At 71.7% G+C, this 15,547-nt stretch carries 11 protein-coding genes; 3 read left to right on the top strand and 8 right to left on the bottom strand.

The window, feature by feature from the left end:
• Positions 1-75 precede the first annotated feature (75 nt).
• Together ACFYXF_RS50890 and ACFYXF_RS50885 are read left to right on the top strand one after the other, a co-directional pair.
• Positions 76-1,314 carry an FAD-dependent oxidoreductase gene (locus ACFYXF_RS50890; protein ID WP_389361086.1) on the top strand — a complete coding sequence of 413 codons (1,239 nt, stop codon included), beginning with the start codon at positions 76-78 and terminating at the stop codon, positions 1,312-1,314.
• Positions 1,311-2,021 carry an MFS transporter gene (locus ACFYXF_RS50885; RefSeq protein WP_389361084.1) on the top strand — a complete coding sequence of 237 codons (711 nt, stop codon included), beginning with the start codon at positions 1,311-1,313 and terminating at the stop codon, positions 2,019-2,021. Before ACFYXF_RS50890 ends, ACFYXF_RS50885 begins: the two co-directional genes overlap by 4 nt.
• On the opposite strand, the gene ACFYXF_RS50880 is transcribed toward ACFYXF_RS50885, so the two are convergent.
• Entirely contained in the window at positions 1,975-2,739 is a 765-nt protein-coding gene (locus tag ACFYXF_RS50880) for a thioesterase II family protein (RefSeq protein ID WP_389361082.1), read from the bottom strand. The genes ACFYXF_RS50885 and ACFYXF_RS50880 overlap by 47 nt on opposite strands.
• A 248-nt stretch (positions 2,740-2,987) precedes the next feature.
• A complete protein-coding gene (locus tag ACFYXF_RS50875) occupies positions 2,988-3,830 on the bottom strand; it encodes a BTAD domain-containing putative transcriptional regulator (protein ID WP_389361080.1) in 843 nt (280 codons plus the stop codon).
• 247 nt (positions 3,831-4,077) lie between these two features.
• Between ACFYXF_RS50875 and ACFYXF_RS50870 the strand changes: the two genes are divergently transcribed.
• On the top strand, positions 4,078-5,259 hold the full coding sequence (locus tag ACFYXF_RS50870) for a sensor histidine kinase (RefSeq protein WP_389361078.1): 1,182 nt from the start codon (positions 4,078-4,080) through the stop codon (positions 5,257-5,259).
• 47 nt (positions 5,260-5,306) lie between these two features.
• Here the strand turns inward: ACFYXF_RS50870 and ACFYXF_RS50865 are convergent, their stop codons facing one another.
• From ACFYXF_RS50865 to ACFYXF_RS50840, 6 genes are all read right to left on the bottom strand, one after another.
• Positions 5,307-5,915, bottom strand: a complete 609-nt coding sequence (locus ACFYXF_RS50865) for a DNA-binding response regulator (protein ID WP_389361076.1) — start codon at positions 5,913-5,915, stop codon at positions 5,307-5,309.
• Positions 5,916-6,035: 120 nt separating this feature from the next.
• Positions 6,036-8,423: an MMPL family transporter gene (locus tag ACFYXF_RS50860; RefSeq protein WP_389361074.1), complete on the bottom strand. Its 2,388-nt coding sequence runs from the start codon at positions 8,421-8,423 to the stop codon at positions 6,036-6,038.
• A 113-nt stretch (positions 8,424-8,536) separates the two neighbouring features.
• Positions 8,537-10,210: an allophanate hydrolase gene (gene atzF / locus ACFYXF_RS50855; RefSeq protein ID WP_389361072.1), complete on the bottom strand. Its 1,674-nt coding sequence runs from the start codon at positions 10,208-10,210 to the stop codon at positions 8,537-8,539.
• Between the two features lie 356 nt (positions 10,211-10,566).
• The gene (locus ACFYXF_RS50850) at positions 10,567-14,082 is read right to left on the bottom strand and encodes a 5-oxoprolinase/urea amidolyase family protein (RefSeq protein WP_389361069.1); all 3,516 of its coding nucleotides are present in this window, start codon (positions 14,080-14,082) and stop codon (positions 10,567-10,569) included.
• Complete coding sequence (locus tag ACFYXF_RS50845) at positions 14,079-14,726, bottom strand: urea amidolyase associated protein UAAP2 (RefSeq protein WP_389361067.1); 648 nt, start codon at positions 14,724-14,726, stop codon at positions 14,079-14,081. Before ACFYXF_RS50845 ends, ACFYXF_RS50850 begins: the two co-directional genes overlap by 4 nt.
• On the bottom strand, positions 14,723-15,547 hold the full coding sequence (locus tag ACFYXF_RS50840; RefSeq protein WP_389361065.1) for an urea amidolyase associated protein UAAP1: 825 nt from the start codon (positions 15,545-15,547) through the stop codon (positions 14,723-14,725). Before ACFYXF_RS50840 ends, ACFYXF_RS50845 begins: the two co-directional genes overlap by 4 nt.

Genomic DNA, 15,547 nt, shown 5'->3' with positions numbered 1-15,547 from the left:
GAAGCTCCGCAGCCATCCGCTTGGGGGAGTTCCATGACGAGCCAGCCGACCCAGACGCACCGAACACCCCAAAGGATGCAGACGTCCGTGTGCGTGGTCGGCGGCGGGCCCGCCGGGCTCACGCTCGCCGTCGAACTGGCCCGGCGGAACGTCCCCGTCGTCGTGCTGGAGGCCAGCGCCCACTTCAACCGCTCTTTCCGGGGCGAGTCGGTCTCCCCGGACTCGGTCTGGCTGCTGGACCGGCTCGGACTGCTCGACCGGCTGGACGGCACGTACGTGCAGATGCACCGGATGGAGATCGACGACTCCGGACACACCGTGTTCCAGGCCGAGTTCGCCGACTTCCGCTACCCGCACCCCTTCCCCGTCGAGCTGCCGCAGCCCGCCCTGCTCGCCGCCCTCGCCGAGACCGGCGCCGCACACCCCTGCTTCCGGCTCGTCCAGGGGGCCACCGCGACCGCCCTCCTGCGCGACGCCGAGGGCACGGTCACCGGGGTGCGGGCCCGGACCTCCGACGGCGAGACGGAGATCCGGGCGGCGCTGACGGTCGCCGCCGACGGGCGCTTCAGCAAGGTCCGCGAGATGTCCGGGCTCACCTACCGGAAGGTCCCGCTGGAACGGGACGTCATCTGGCTCAAGTTGCCTTTTCCGTACGGGGATTGGGACGACCGTACGTACCGGGTGCGCATCCGGGGTGATCAGCACGGGCTGTTCATCCCGACCCGGCCCGACAGTGTCCGCGTCGGCTTCAACATCCCCAAGGGCGGGCTGCGGGAGATGCGGGCGCAGGGACTGCCCGCGCTGTACGAGCGGCTCGACCTGCTGGCGCCCGAACTGTCGAAGGCCGTACGGGAGTCGGTGCACAGCTGGTCGGACACTTCGATGCTGGACATCTTCACGACGGTCGTTCCGCGCTGGTCGATGCCCGGGCTGACGCTCATCGGCGACGCCGCCCACACGCTCACCCCGATCCTCGGGCAAGGCGTCAACCACGCGATCATCGACGCGGTGACGCTCGCTCCGCTGGTCGAACGGGCGTTGGGGGACGGCGGACCTGGATCGGCGGTGCCACTGCTCGCGGCCACCGAGGCGTTCCAGCGGGAGCGGGAGGCGTCCGTCGCCCGGTCCAGGGCCCTCCAGCTGCGCCAGGAGCGCCTGTTCACCCTCGACGGGGCACTGGGCTCGGTCTGGCGGCGGACCCTCTACCGCGTGGTGAGCGGCAGTCCGTGGCTGACCCGGAAGGTGCTCGCGGGCGCGTACTTCCAGTTGCAGGAACCGGGGGAGCGGGTGGCGAAGGTGCAGGCCGGCACGTGAGGGCGAGGTCTACGGGCGTGCTGTCGCCGGGACTTGGGGCCGCGCCGCCGAGTCCGCTGGCCCACGGGCGGACCCGGATCGTGCTGCTCTGTGCCCTCGCTCTGAACCAGTTCCTGGTCGCCGCCGCCGGAGCCTGCGTCGCCACCCTCGGGTCCGCCCTGCGCACCGCCATGGGCCTGTCCGGCACCGCGCTGCCTTGGGCGGTCGTCGTCTATCTCCTCGTCCTGGGTGGGCTGTTGCTGCCGTTGCGGTGGCTGTGCGGGCGGATCGGGCCGTTCGGCGGGCCGTTTCTCGTACTGCTCGCCGGGCTGTGGATGTTCGTCCAGCCGTCGGTGGTGATCGGAGCCCGGCTGATCACCACGCCGGTGGCCTTTCTGGTGCTGCGCGGAGTGCAGGGTGCGGGCGCCGCAGCGCTCACCGCTGTCGCGCTGGTGCTGGTGGCGCGGGTGCTTCCGGTGCGTGGCGAGCGGGAGTTGGCCCGGTTCGGGTGGGGTGCCGTGATCGTCGCCGGGGTCTTCGCCGGACTGGTGATCGGGGATCGACTGCCGGTCGGCGAGTGGCACTGGGCGTTCTGGATGAACCTTCCGTTGGGGGCGCTCAGCGGTATGACCACGCTCGGGCTGCTGCGGGCGACCCGTGCGCGGAAGGCCGACAGCCACCTCAGGACGCCTGCGCCGAGCCACTCGTCCCCGCTCCCAGACGTGTGACGCCGCCGCCGTAACGCCGTACTAGACAAGCCACTTCGTCCAGGACCTCGTCCTCGTGCGAGCGCACGAAGAAGTGGCCGCCCGGCAGCGTCCGTACTTCGCAGCCCCGCCCCGCGAACCGGCGCCAGGCGACCATCTCGCGGACGCCGACCAGGGCGTCCCGCTCACCGGCGAAGAGGTGCAGCGGCACCCGCACCGGCGAAGTCCACGATGTGCGCCGGGAGTTGGCGTCAGCGCACACGCGCAGATCGTCCCGTACGACCGGCAGCAGCACCCGCAGCCACTCCGGGTGGTCGAGCAGCGGAGCGGGCAGGCCGCCGAGGCGGGCCAGGGCGGCGGCCAACTCGGCGTCCGGGGTGTCCGGGTCCGCGATACGGGGCGCTGGCAGATGCGGGGCCCGGTACGCGCCGAGGAGCAGGGCTCGAGGCAGTCGGGCGCCCCGGGACTGGCGGCGCAGGGTGAGTGCGTATCCGAGCAGCGCCCCCATGCTGTGCCCGTACACCAGATATGGGTCCGGCTGGTCGAGGAGCGGGCCGAGTTCCGCGTCCAACGCCCGGACCAGCGGGGCTAGTCGAGTGAACCGGGGTTCCCTCGCCCGCCCCTCCCGGCCCGGCAGCCGAACCGGGATCACCTCCACCGAGCAGCCGCGCTCCAGCAGGCCCTGCTGCCAGCGTGCGTACACCGAGCCCCCGGCCCCGGCGTATGGCAGACAGAGCAATCGGCAGGTTGGCGCATCCGGCGTCCGTGGCTGACCTGGCGTCCCCGGCTGACCAAGCGGCCCTGGCGGCCCTGGATGACCTGGCGGCCCCGGTGGACCCGGTGTCCGCGGTGTCGGCGGGGTGCCTGGTGTACCCAGTGTCACCGGCGTCACCAGTGTCACTGGCGGCACCGGTGTCACTGGCGTCACCAGTGTCCCCAGTGTCCCCAGTGCCGCCGGTGTCGGCGGGGTCCCTGGCGTCCCCGGCGTCACCGAATCGTGCCGTGGTCGACGAACAGGGTCGCCGCCGACAGACCGCCGTCGTCCCCGACGACCGGCGGTTCCAGTGCCGGGTCGCCCGCGAGCAACGCCCGGTGCAGCCGCTGGAGTTGGGGGGACGGTTCCAGGCCCAGGTCCGTGACACAGGCGGTGCGCAGCCGGCCGTAGACCTCCAGGGCCTGCCAGGTCCGGCCGCTGCGGTACAGGGCCACCATCAGCTGGCCGTGCAGGCCTTCGTGCAGCGGGAACCGGGCGGTCAGGCCGGTGAGTTCGCCGAGAAGCGTGCCGTGGCGGCCGAGCCGCAGGTCGGCGCCTATCCGGTCCTCCACGGCGGTCAGCCGCAGTTCCTCCAGACGAAGTACCTCGGCCCCCAGCATCCGGCCCGGAGTCACATCGGCGAGCGCCGGTCCGCGCCACAACAACAGGGCCCGCTCCAGGAGTTGGGAGGCTGCGGCGGCGTCCCCCGCCTCCAGTGCTGTCCGGCCCTGCCGGGCGAGCCGTTCGAAGCGGGCCGCGTCCGTGCCGTCCGGCGGCGCGTCGAGTACGTAACCGGTGTGCCGTCGGCCGAGCACCTCCCGGGGGCCGCGGTCCGGTGCGGGGCCGAGCGCGGCCTGGATCATGCGGCGCAGCTGTTTGACGTACGTGTGCAGGGTCGCGGCGGCGCTGCGTGGCGGGCCGTCGCCCCACAGCTCGTCCGCCAGGGCCGAAACGCTCACCTCCCGGCCCGAGTTGAGGGCCAGCAGGGCCAGGACCTGGCGTGGTTTGGCCGCGCTCGGCACCACGGAGGTCTGGCCCAGCCGTGCCGTGAGCGGCCCGAGTACGGAGATCTCCAACGTCCGTCACCTCTGCCTCTTGTGCCTCGTGGATCCGGCTCCTTGCTCCCAACGGCTCACGCGCTGCTTGTCTGTCGCTGTTTATGTGTCGCTTACGTCCCTGTACAGACCCTCCCAGACTGACCGGACGGAAGAGAAGTGATCCAGACACGACTGCTCCATGAATTCATCACACTGTGTGGTTGTTCAGGGCCTCTCCGCTGACGGGACCCGGTGGCGCCTAGCATCCCCGTCTGGGGGTGGGCCGATGTCGGATGCGGCTGACCAGCCGGAATCAACCTCGATCGAGGGTCCGGCCGGTCCGCGGGTACCGCGTGTCGCGGGCAGGGTGGTTCTGCTCGCGACGAGCGGTCTGCTTCCCATGGGCGTGCTCGCCGTCGTGGCCCGGCGCCCCGGTGCGGTCGTCGGCGCGGTCGCGCTCGTCGCCCTGTTCGCCTCGTACGGGCTGCAGTTGGTGCACTCCGCACCACAACTGCGGTCCTTACGCGATCGGTTCGGGGGTCCGGCCCTGGCCCTTCAGGGAGGGCTCGCTCTGCTGCCGCTCCTCGCCTTCGGCTTCGACTGGCCGGGAATGTTCGGCCTTTTCGCCGGATCCGTGCCACTGGTGGTCGGGGGTGCGGTCGGTCGGGTACTGGGCGGACTGATCGTGGTCGGTGGTGCGGGTGTCAGTGGTGTGGTGCTTCAACAGGGGTGGCGGGACTGGGCGTTGAGCGGCGCGGCCACGGTGGGTGTCGGTCTCGCCGTGTACGGGATCACCCGGCTCGCCGATCTCGTCGTACGGGCCCACGGGGAGCGCGAAGAACTGGCCTGGCGGGCGGTCGCGCAGGAGCGGCGCCGGTTCGCCCGCGATCTGCACGACCTCCTCGGGTACAGCCTCTCCGCCATAGCGCTGAAGACCGACCTCGCCCACCGGCTGGTGCGGGGCGAACCGGAGCGTGCGCGCGCGGAGTTGGACAGCGCCCGGGACGTGGCCCAGCAGGCCCTCGCCGACGTCCGTACGGTCGCCCGCGGCTACCGCGAACTGTCCTTCGCCGTAGAGGCCGAGTCCGCGCGCTCCCTGCTCGCCGCCGCGGACATCAGGGCCGGTGTCGATGTGCGCTGCGAGGTGCCGGGCGCCGTGGGCTCGGTCCTGGCGACCGTGCTGCGTGAAGGGGTCACCAATCTGATCCGGCACAGCGACGCCACCCAGTGCCGGATCGAAGTACGGGACCTGGGCACCGGGTTCATCCGGTTCACCCTCGCCAACGACGGTGTCCGGGGCGGCCGGGACGCGCGGGACGGACGGCGGCCCGGCGGCCTCGGCAACCTCGCCGAGCGGCTTGCCGCGGTGGGTGGCCGGCTGACCGTGGGCATCGACGAACGCGGCTGGTACCGCGTGATTGCCGAGGCGCCCTCGGAGCCGGCCGCCGACCCGGGTGAACAGGTATAGGCAGACCCGGGTGAACATGCCTAGTGGGAAGTCTTATTGATGGTCCGTCATAACCAGCCGGCATCCTCCGCGATCCGTACCGCGTCCAGCCGGTTGCGTGCGCCCAGCTTTCCGACGATCGACGTCAGATAGTTCCGGACCGTCCCGACCGACAGATGGAGCCCGGCGGCGATCTCCGTGGCGCCCGCCCCACCGGCCGCCTGATGGAGGATCTCCGTCTCCCGGTCCGTGAGCGGACTCTCGCCGCTGTCGAAGGCGGCCAGGGCCAGTTCTCTGTCGAACACCCGCTCCCCGGCCGCCGCTCGACGGACGACCTGGGCCAGTCGTACCGCCGGCGCGTCCTTGAGGACGAAGCCGGTGACCTTGTGGTCCAGCGCCCGGCGCAGAGTGCCCGGCTTGCCCAGGCTGGTGATGATGACCGTACGGCACTCGGGCAACGCCTCCTGGAGCAGCGCGGCGGCGCTGATCCCGTCGAGGCGGGGCAGATGGACGTCGATGACCGCCACATCGGGCCTGGCGGCGAGGGCGGCGCCGACGATGGCATCGCCGGCCCCCACCTCCGCCACGACGTCCAGATCGGGTTCCAGATTGAGCAGGGCGACCAGTGCGCCCCGGACCATGGAAACGTCCTCGGCCAGCAGGATCCGTATCAACATTCCCCCCGGAATAACGCGGACGTCGGAAGTGCACGTCCACGATTCCGGGAGTCTATCCATCCCTTATGACCGATTCGATTGCGTGCGGCGACGGACACCGCAAAGCAGCCACATCCGACGCTAGGTGCGCTCCGCGCGATGCGAACCGATGAGCGACTCGTTGGTCTCCTGCGCCTCAACCGGAGCTTTCGCACCGGGAGTTGACTGCTGGTTCACGTTGTCGGCCGTAGATGTATCTATTACCTGGGGTGATTCGGCGGCCGTCTCGGAGAAGCCGATACGGCGGTGCAGCCTGCGCAGCGGCCCGGGCGCCCACCAGGTGGCGCGGCCGGTCAGCCGCAGTACCGCCGGTACGAGCAGACCGCGCACCACCATCGCGTCCATCAGCACGGCGAGCCCGACCCCCAGGCCGAGCATCTTGATGTTGGTCACCCGGGAGGTGCCGATCGCCACCATCACGAAGCCGAGAATCACCGCGGCGGCCGTGATCAGCCCGCCGGTGCGCCGGATGCCGAACTCCACGGCCGCCCGGTGGTCGTCCCCGCGCTCGTACTCCTCCTGGATCCTGGAGACCAGGAAGACGCCGTAGTCCATGGACAGCCCGAAGGCCACGCAGAACATCAGCACCGGCAGCGCGGTCTCGATGTCCCCGGTCGGGGTGAACCCGAGCAGCCCCGACAGATGGCCCTCCTGGAAGACCCAGACGACCGCCCCGAACATGGCTGTCAGGCTCAGCGCGTTGACCGCGACGGCCTGGAGCGGCAGCAGCAGACTGCCGGTGAGCAGGAACACCAGCAGCAGGGTCGTCACCGCGATCACACCGAGCGCCCAGGGCAGCCGCTCGGCCGTTCCGTGCTGGGTGTCGGAGAGCACGGCGGCGGCTCCGGTGACGGAAGCCTTGAACGGAACGGGAATTGACCGAATGTCAGTCACTAGTTCGAGTGAACTTGCCGAGGTGGCCTCGCCCTTGGGCAGCACAGTGACGTAGGCGCTTCGGTCGATGCCGGTCTGAGCTGCCTCGGCGGGCGTGGCCGTGCGCACGCGCTCGCCGTGCGCGTAGAGACCGGCGGGGCCTGACACCCGTACGACATCGGGGAGTTGGGAGACACTGCGGCTGAAGTCCGCGAGCGAGGTCGCATCGACCCGTGGCCCCTGCGCGAGCACCGCGAGAACGCCGCCCGGACTGCCCGGGAACTCCTCGCGGATCTGCTGCTGGACCAGATGCGCCGGGGTCGATGCTGGCAGCTGGCGGTCGTCGGCCGTGCCGAACCGCACGTCCTTGAACGGCAGTCCGAGCGCGATGAGCACCACCACCGTACCGACCGCGAAGATCGGCGCGCGCCGCATGACGAGCCGGGCCAGCGCCGCCCACCCGGCACCCGGCTCGCGCTTCGGCCTCGATGCCCCGCGCCGGGGCAGCAACCGGCGTACGTCGAGGGCGTCGACGCGATGGCCGAGTACCACCAACAGGGCGGGCAGCGCGACGAGCGAGGCCGCAGCCGCGATGAGGACGACCGCGATGCCCGCGTACGCGAACGACCGCAGGAAGTACTGCTCGAAGACGAACATCGAGGCCAGCGACACGGCGACGGTCAGCGCCGAGAAGAGGACGGTACGCCCGGCGGTGCGCAGTGTGGTGGCCACGGCGGTGCGGGGATCGGCGCCCGCCGCCAGTTCCTCGCGGTAGCGGCGCACGATGAACAGGGCGTAGTCGATGGCGAGTCCGAGCCCGAGGGCCGTCGTGAGATTCTGCGCGTAGACCGACACGTCGGTGAACCCGGTGAGCACGCGCAGGACGGCGTTCGTGCCGAGAATCGCCATGATCCCGACGAGCAGCGGCAGCAGCGCGGCGACGGCGCTGCCGAACACGAAGACCAGCAGTACGAGGGTCACCGGCAGCGCGATCATCTCCGCCCGGACCAGATCCTCGGCGATCACCTCCTGGGAGGCACTGCGCACGGCGGCGGGACCACCGAACCGCACCTCGACCGGCCCTCGCCTGCCCTCGTACGAGGGCCGCACCCGCTCCAGTACGGCGTCGACGGCGTCCTCGTCACCGGCGATGCGCGCGGTGATCAGCGCCTCGCCGCCGTCGCGGGCGCGCAGTGCCGGTTCCTGGCCGTCCCAGTACGAGACAACGCCGCCGACCGCCTGTTCGGCGCCGAGCCGACGCGCCAAGTCGTGGGCTTCGGTGACCACTTGGGGATTGTCGACGCCTCCCGTCGCACCGCGCGCCGACACCATCAGCAGCAGGTTCGGCTGCGAGGCGGGCCAGCGCTGCTCCAGCACCCGGGTGGCGTACGTCGACTCCGCCCCCGGGATCTGCGAACCCCCGCTGCTGAGCCGGTCCGCCACCCCGCCGCCGAGCACGGCCGCACCGGCGGTGAGGGCCAGCACGACGAGGAGCAGCAGCCGGGGCCGGGCCGCTATGGCCCGGCCCCACCTCCCCCCACCCCCGTCGTCCGCTCGCCCTGTCGTAGGCGGCTGTTGTGTGGGCCTTGCTGCCATCGGACTGCCCCTCCCGAGTCGGTGACGGGGCTCCGACGGTGACGGGGGGTGCTTAAGCGCTGGTTGCGGCCGGGTAGTTGGGGTGCCCGGTGCTCCGGTCGGCAACCGCCGTTTCAGGGGCGGTCGTTCAGGTACGCGCGCCAGCCGCCGTACGTCGTGATGTCCTCGGCGCCTTCGAGGGCGGCCGGTTCGCACAGGAAGCCGGGTACGTGGGTGCCGTCGGCGAGTTCGACGCGGCCCAGGGCCATCGGGCGGGGGAGGGCGGCTAGGAAGCGGCCGAGGCCTTCGGCGGGGAGGCGCCACACTTCGGCCTCGATGGCTGCTCCCGTGGCGTCTGTCTCGCTGACGTGGACCAGGCCCGGCTTGGGCGGGGTGGTGGCGAGGGCGTGCAGCCGGTAGACGGGGGCCGTCGTGGTCGTACGTTCCAACCGGGCTCCCAGGGAGAGGAGTTGGGGGTTGAGCGGCTGGCCCGAGAGATGCGCGCCGACCACCGCGAGGCGGGCCTCGGGCTGGAGCAGCCGGGCCATCGTGGCGAGCCGTTCGTCGGTGAACGCCGGGCCGATCAGCATCACGCCGAAGGGGAGACCGTTCACCTCACCCGCGGGTACGGCGACCGCGGCCAGGTCGAAGAGGTTGGTGGAGTTCGTGAAGCGGCCCAGGCGGGCGTTGGCGCCCAGCGGGTCGGCGGCGACCTCGGCGAGGGTCGGGTGACCGGGGGCCGTGGGCAGCAACAGGGCGTCGGCGTCAGCCAGTTCGGCGAGGGCGTGGGTGCGCAGGGCGGCGAGGCGCTCCTGGTCGGCGTAGAGCTGGTGGGCGGGGATGTCGCGGGCGCGGGTGATGATGCCGGCGACGGTGGGGTCGAGTGTCGCGGCGGCCTCCCCTCCCCCGGAGAGCAACTTGTCGACAAAGACACCCACCGCTGTGTAGCGCTCGGCGACGAACGCGCCCTGGTACAGCATCGCGGCGGCCTCGGTGAAGGGGGTGAGGTCGAGCGTGCGGACGGAGACGCCCGCGGATCGGAGCTGGGCCACGGAGGCCTCGTACGCCTGTGCCCAGCCCGGGTCCAGTTCGCCGAGCTGGTCGAGCGGCGGGACGGCGACGCGCCAGGGGCCTGGCGCGCGCTGGGGGAGGGGAGGGAGATCGCGGTCGGGCGGGGACGTCATGTGCGCGAGTGCCTGCTCGGCCTCGGGGAGTGTCCGGGCGAAGACGGTCACACAGTCGAGGGAGGCGCAGGCCGGGACGACGCCGGTGGTGGGGACCAGGCCTCGGGTGGGCTTGAGGCCGACGATGCCGTTGAAGGCGGCGGGGACGCGGCCGGAGCCGGCGGTGTCGGTGCCGAGGGCGAAGTCGACGATGCCGAGCGCTACCGCTGTGGCCGAGCCGGAGCTGGAGCCGCCGCTGATGCGGGTGGGGTCGTGGGCGTTGCGGACGGGGCCGTAGGGGGAGCGGGTGCCGACCAGGCCGGTGGCGAACTGGTCGAGGTTGGTGGTGCCGAGGAGGAGAGCGCCGGCGTTTCGGAGGCGGGCGATGACGGGGGCGTCGGCTTCGGGGTGGTAGGCGTAGGCGGGGCAGCCGGCGGTGGTGGGGAGGCCCTGGACGTCGATGTTGCCCTTGGCGGCGAAGAGCTTGCCGGCGAGGGGGAGGGGTTCGCCTGCGGCGAGGCGGGCGTCGATGTGCTTGGCTTCCGCCTCGACCTCGGCCTGGGGGCGTAGGTCGATCCAGACCTCGGGGCGGTCCACGGCGTCGATGCGGGCGTAGGCCATACGGACTCGGGTCAGGGTCGACATGTGCGTGCTCCTCGGTTGTGGTGGGTTGATGTGGGGTTTGTTTCGCCCCCGCCGCCCCTACCCGTCCCATCCTCGGGGGCTCCGCCCCCGAACCCCCGTATCGCGCTACGCGCTCGTCCTCAAACGCCGGACGGGCTGGATTGTGGCGGCCGGCGCTGGAGGGTGATGGCGGGGGCTGGAGGGTTTGCGGTCGGGGCTTGATCTTTCAGCACCGGCCCGCACCCCCACTCAGCCCGTCCGGCGTTTGAGGACGAGCGCGTTCAGCGCGATAGAGGGGGGTCTGGGGGCGGCAGCCCCCAGGGATGGGAACGGGTAGGGGCGGCGGGGGCGAGGAAACTCGGGGTCGGCCCGGCGCCTCAGGTGATCGGCGTAAGTACCATCAGCGCCGTCCCCGCCTCCACCTGTGCCCCCGGCCTCGTCAGGATCTCGTGGACCACCCCCGCCACCGGGGCATGTATCCGGGACTCCATCTTCATCGCCTCCAACGCCAGCAGCGGCTGCCCCGCCGTCACCTCGTCCCCCGCCGACACGTTCAACTGCCATACCGACGCGGCGAATTCGGCCTCGATCAGATGGCCCCCGGCCGGGACGGTCACCTCGGCGGAGGGGGCCGCAGGGCCCGTGTCCGCCTCCGCCCGAGTGAACTCGCCCGCCGCCTCCCACGCATCCCGCTCCGTCGAGAACGCCGCCCCCTGACGCGAGCGGAACTCCGCGATCGAGTCCGCGTTCTCCGCCAGGAAACCCTCGTACTCCGCCAGGGAGAAGACGCCCTCCTCGATGCGGGGCACGAAGCGGCCCGATGTGATGTCCGCGCGCAGTTCCAGGAGTTCGTCCGGCTCGACGGCGTACCACTTGATGCGGTCGAAGAACCGCAGCAGCCACGGCGACCCCGGCTCGAACGCGCCGCGCTGCTGCCAGCCCGACCACACCTGGGTCGTACGGCCGACGAACTGGTAACCGCCCGGGCCCTCCATGCCGTAGATGCAGAGGTAGGCGCCGCCGATGCCGACCGAGTTCTCCGCCGTCCAGGTGCGGGCCGGGTTGTACTTCGTCGTCACCAGGCGGTGGCGGGGGTCCAGGGGGGTGGCGACGGGTGCGCCCAAGTAGACGTCCCCCAGGCCCAGTACGAGGTACTCCGCCTCGAAAACCGTGCGGTACACGTCGTCCACCGAGGCCAGGCCGTTCACCCGGCGGATGAACTCGATGTTCCACGGGCACCAGGGGGCGTCGTCGCGGACGCCCGCCATGTAGCGGGCGATCGCCTCACGGGTCGCCGGGTCGTCCCAGGAGAGGGGGAGGTGGACCGTCCGGGAGGGCACCGTCAGTCGGTCCGCCGGGGGCATGTTCGTCGCGATCTCCCGTACAGCAGTCAGGAGTTCGGACTGGGGGAGCACTGTCGGGTTCGCCTGGATCTGGAGTGAGCGGATGCCCGGCGTCAGGTCCGTCACGCCCTCCAGGTCCAGCTCCGTCACCGCCTCCATCAGCGCGTGGACACGCATCCGAAGCGCCAAGTCCAGCTGCATCGGCCCGAATTCGACCAGAAGGTTGTCGTCGCCGCTGCGGCGGTACGTGATGTCGCCATCCCGGGCCAGTACGCCGCCGTCCACAATTGCCGCTCGCCGCACGCCCGTTGTGTCCACGGGTGCGAAGCGGACCGTGTCGCCGGGGCGCAGCTGGCCCAGCTTCCAGCGCTCCGTGCTGATGATCGTCGCCGGGCACACGAAGCCGCCGAGTGAGGGGCCGTCCGGGCCCAGCAGGACCGGCATGTCGCCCGTGTAGTCGACGGCGCCCACGGAGTACGGCGTGTCGTGGATGTTGGACGGGTGCAGGCCCGCCTCACCGCCGTCGGTGCGCGCCCAGCGGGGCTTGGGGCCGACCAGCCGTACCCCGGTGCGGGCCGAGTTGAAGTGGACCTTCCAGTCGGCCGCGTAGAAGTCGTGGATGTCCTCCTCGGTGAAGAACTCCGGTGCCGCGTGCGGGCCTTCGACCGCCGCGATGTGCCAGGGGGACGCGAACTCCGGGCGGTCGGCGGGGGGAACAGGGGCTCCTGACTCCGTCATCGTCCCGCCGTGCAGGACATCCCCCGTGCGCAGCGTCCGGCCCCCGTGCCCGCCGAACCTGCCCAGCGTGAAGGTGGCCGCGCTGCCGAGGAACGGCGGCACGTCCAGGCCGCCGCCCGCGAACAGGACGTACGTCCGCAGGCCCTGTTCGGTCGGGGCGCCGACCTGCAGTACTCCACCCGCCGGTACCGTCACCGGCTCCCACTGCGCGACCGGCGTGCCGTCGAGCGTGACGGGCGCCGGAGCCCCGGTCACGCACACCGTCGTGGGGTGGGTGAACCTCAACGCAGGGCCCTGCAGGGTGCATTCGAGGCCTGGGGCACCCTCGTCGTTGCCCAGGGCACGGTTGCCGAGCCGGAACGAGCGGTCGTCCATGGGGCCGCACGGCGGGACGCCCACCTGCCAGTAGCCGGTGCGGCCCGGCCAGTCCTGGACCGTGGTGAGGGTTCCGCCGGAGACCACCTCGATGCGGGGAGTCGGATCGCTCACCCCGGCCAGGGTCGCCGTCGAGTGCGTCGCGGCACGGAAATCCGGGGCTGCGAGTGCCGCTCGCACCAGCCCCAGGTTCGTCTCGATGCCGTCGACCCGGGTGCGGGCCAGCGCCTCGTCCAGTCGGCGCAGCGCGTGCGCCCGGTCGGAGCCGTACGCGATGACCTTCGCGAGCATCGGGTCGTACGACGTGGTCACCTCGGTGCCCGTCTCCACCCAGCCGTCGATCCGCACCCCGCCCGGGAACTCCACCCGCGTCAACAGGCCCGCGCTGGGCCGGTGTTCGCGGGACGGATCCTCGGCGTAGATCCGCGCCTCGACGGCGTGACCGCGAGGGGTGCCCGGGTCCCGTACGACGTCCCGCTCGCCGCGCGCCAGGCGCAGCATCCAGGCGACGAGGTCGACGTCGTAGATCTCCTCCGTGACCGGATGCTCCACCTGGAGCCGGGTGTTGACCTCCAGGAAGTACGCCTCCTCGCGGGCGGCGTCGTACACGAACTCCACCGTTCCGGCTGAGCGGTAGCCGACCGAGGCGCACAAGTCGCGGGCGGAGTCGGCCAGTTGGGTCCGGACGTGGGCCGGAAGGCCGGGTGCCGGGGCCTCCTCCACCACCTTCTGGTTGCGGCGCTGGAGGGAGCAGTCGCGGTCGCCGAAGGTCACCACCCGGCCCTCGCCGTCGCCGAAGACCTGCACCTCCACGTGGCGGGCGCGTTCGACGAGCCGTTCCAGGAAGACGCCCGCCGAGGAGAAGGAGGCGGCGGCGACGCGCTGCACCCGCTCCCAGGCCTCGGTGAGTTCGGCGGCCGACGCGCAGGCCGACATGCCGATGCCGCCGCCCCCGCCGGTCGCCTTCAGCATCACGGGATAGCCGATGGCGGCGGCCTGCTCCAAGGCCTCCTCCAGTGACGCCAGCAGGCCCGTGCCCGGCGCCAGCGGCACGCCCGCCGCCTCCGCCGCCGCCCGGGCAGTGTGCTTCGCGCCGAACAGCTCCAGCTGCTCGGGCGTCGGCCCCACGAACACGATCCCGGCGTCCTCGCAGCGCCGCGCGAAGGCCGCGTCCTCCGACAGGAAGCCGTATCCGGGATGGATCGCCCCGGCTCCCGTCACCTTGGCCGCCTCCAGCACCAGGTCGGCGTCGAGATACGACTCCTTCGCGGGCGCCGGACCGAGCCGCACCGCCTCGTCGGCGAGCCGGACGTGCGGGGCCGAGCGGTCCGGGTCGGAGTAGACCGCGACCGTGCGCAGGCCCAACTCCCTTGCCGTACGGATGATCCGTACCGCGATCTCGCCACGGTTGGCGACCAGCAGCGTGTCGAAGCTCATTCCGTGCCCGCCCCGGTGCCCGGCTCGGTACCTGTCCCGGTGATGGTCATCTCCACCGCCGTCGGGTCGAAGCCGTTGCAAGGGTTGTTGATCTGGGGGCAGTTGGAGACCAGGACCAGGACGTCGCACTCGGCGCGCAGCGTGAGCTGAAGTCCCGGTGACGACAGACCGTCGACGATGCCGAGCGTGCCGTCCTTCTCCACGGGGACGTTCATGTACCAGTTGATGTTGGAGACCAAGTCCCTTTTGCCCAGGCCGTGTTTGGCGCCCTCGGCGAGGAAGTTGTCCACGCACGCGTGCTGCGACCAGGTGTGGTGGCCGTACCGCAGGGTGTTCGACTCCTTCGAGCAGGCGCCGCCGACCGTGTCGTGCCGGCCGACGTCGTCGGCGACCACGGTCATCAGCGGCGTGTGCTCGTTCGACATCAGGACACTGCCCGTGGTGAGGAAGATGCCGCCCTGCGCGTGGATCGTGTCGGGCGCGCTGTAGCGCACGGACGTGTCGTGGGCGTCGTACACGAGGAAGTCGACGGCCTGGTTGCCGTGCAGGTCGGTGACGGTCAGGGTCTCGCCGGCGCGGACGACCGACGACCAGGCGGCGCGGGCGGGAACGACGGTCGTGCTCGTGGATGTGGACGTGCTCATGCGAGCCCCCTCGCGGCAAGGAATTCGGCGGTGTTCAGGAACGCGCGGCGGCCCTCGGGCGTGGCCTCCCACAGCGGGTCTCCGGGGGCGGTGGGTCCGGCGCGCCAGGCCAGGACCTCCAGCGGGGTGCTGACGTAGTCCTCGCGCGGGTCGGCGGGGTGCGGGACGTTCGCGATGAGCACCGTGATGTCCTGTTCGGCGCGCAGCGTCACACTGCCGCCCGGTCCGGCCGAGCCGGTGAAGTCGAGGGAACCGTCCTCGCGTACCTCCACGCCCTGGAAGAAGGAGAGCGAAGGCGGCAGATCGCGCGGCTGGAGGCCGTTCTTGGCGGCGGCCAGCTTGAACAGCTCACGGCCGGCGGGGGAGGGCGACTGCGGGGTGCCGTCGCCGTACCGGTCCGTGTTGCGTACGAGAGTGGAGGTGCCGCACAGCGCGTCGTGGCGCCCGGAGGTGTCGGCGATCAGGGTGGCGAGGACGCGGCCCTGGTCGGAGAGGAGCAACTGCCCCTCGCCGAGGTAGGCGTTCCACTGGACCTTGACCGTGTCGGCGACGTTCAGCCGCTCCCAGGGCCGGTCCGCGACGAAGAGCAGCAGATGGGCGCAGGCGTCGCCGCGCAGGTCGGTCAGGCGCAGCTCGGTGCCGCGGGCCAGCACCCGGTGCGTGTAGTTGCCGCCCGCCACCGTCTCGGCCCACACCAGATGGCCGGCCTCGCAGGGCGGCGCCGGCCAGTCGGCGGCCGGGACGACGGGCATGGCCTCGGTCCGGGCGCCCTCCTGGGCACGGGCGTGGTCGCGGGCTCCGTACGTGGTCGATGTCCCCAT

Source organism: Streptomyces sp. NPDC002680 (assembly GCF_042889145.1).
Classification (GTDB): Bacteria; Actinomycetota; Actinomycetes; order Streptomycetales; family Streptomycetaceae; genus Streptomyces; species Streptomyces adonidis.
Note: the sequence above shows the minus strand (reverse complement) of the source record. Positions and strands in the feature narration are given on the sequence as shown.

What these genes read in the sequence shown, in the direction of transcription:
- ACFYXF_RS50890 (WP_389361086.1), top strand. Translation starts at nt 76, where the DNA reads ATGCAGACGTCCGTGTGCGTGGTCGGCGGCGGGCCCGCCGGGCTCACG.
- ACFYXF_RS50870 (WP_389361078.1), top strand. Translation starts at nt 4,078, where the DNA reads ATGTCGGATGCGGCTGACCAGCCGGAATCAACCTCGATCGAGGGTCCG.
- ACFYXF_RS50865 (WP_389361076.1), bottom strand. Translation starts at nt 5,915, where the DNA reads ATGTTGATACGGATCCTGCTGGCCGAGGACGTTTCCATGGTCCGGGGC.
- ACFYXF_RS50860 (WP_389361074.1), bottom strand. Translation starts at nt 8,423, where the DNA reads ATGGCAGCAAGGCCCACACAACAGCCGCCTACGACAGGGCGAGCGGAC.
- atzF (WP_389361072.1), bottom strand. Translation starts at nt 10,210, where the DNA reads ATGTCGACCCTGACCCGAGTCCGTATGGCCTACGCCCGCATCGACGCC.
- ACFYXF_RS50850 (WP_389361069.1), bottom strand. Translation starts at nt 14,082, where the DNA reads ATGAGCTTCGACACGCTGCTGGTCGCCAACCGTGGCGAGATCGCGGTA.
- ACFYXF_RS50845 (WP_389361067.1), bottom strand. Translation starts at nt 14,726, where the DNA reads ATGAGCACGTCCACATCCACGAGCACGACCGTCGTTCCCGCCCGCGCC.
- ACFYXF_RS50840 (WP_389361065.1), bottom strand. Translation starts at nt 15,547, where the DNA reads ATGGGGACATCGACCACGTACGGAGCCCGCGACCACGCCCGTGCCCAG.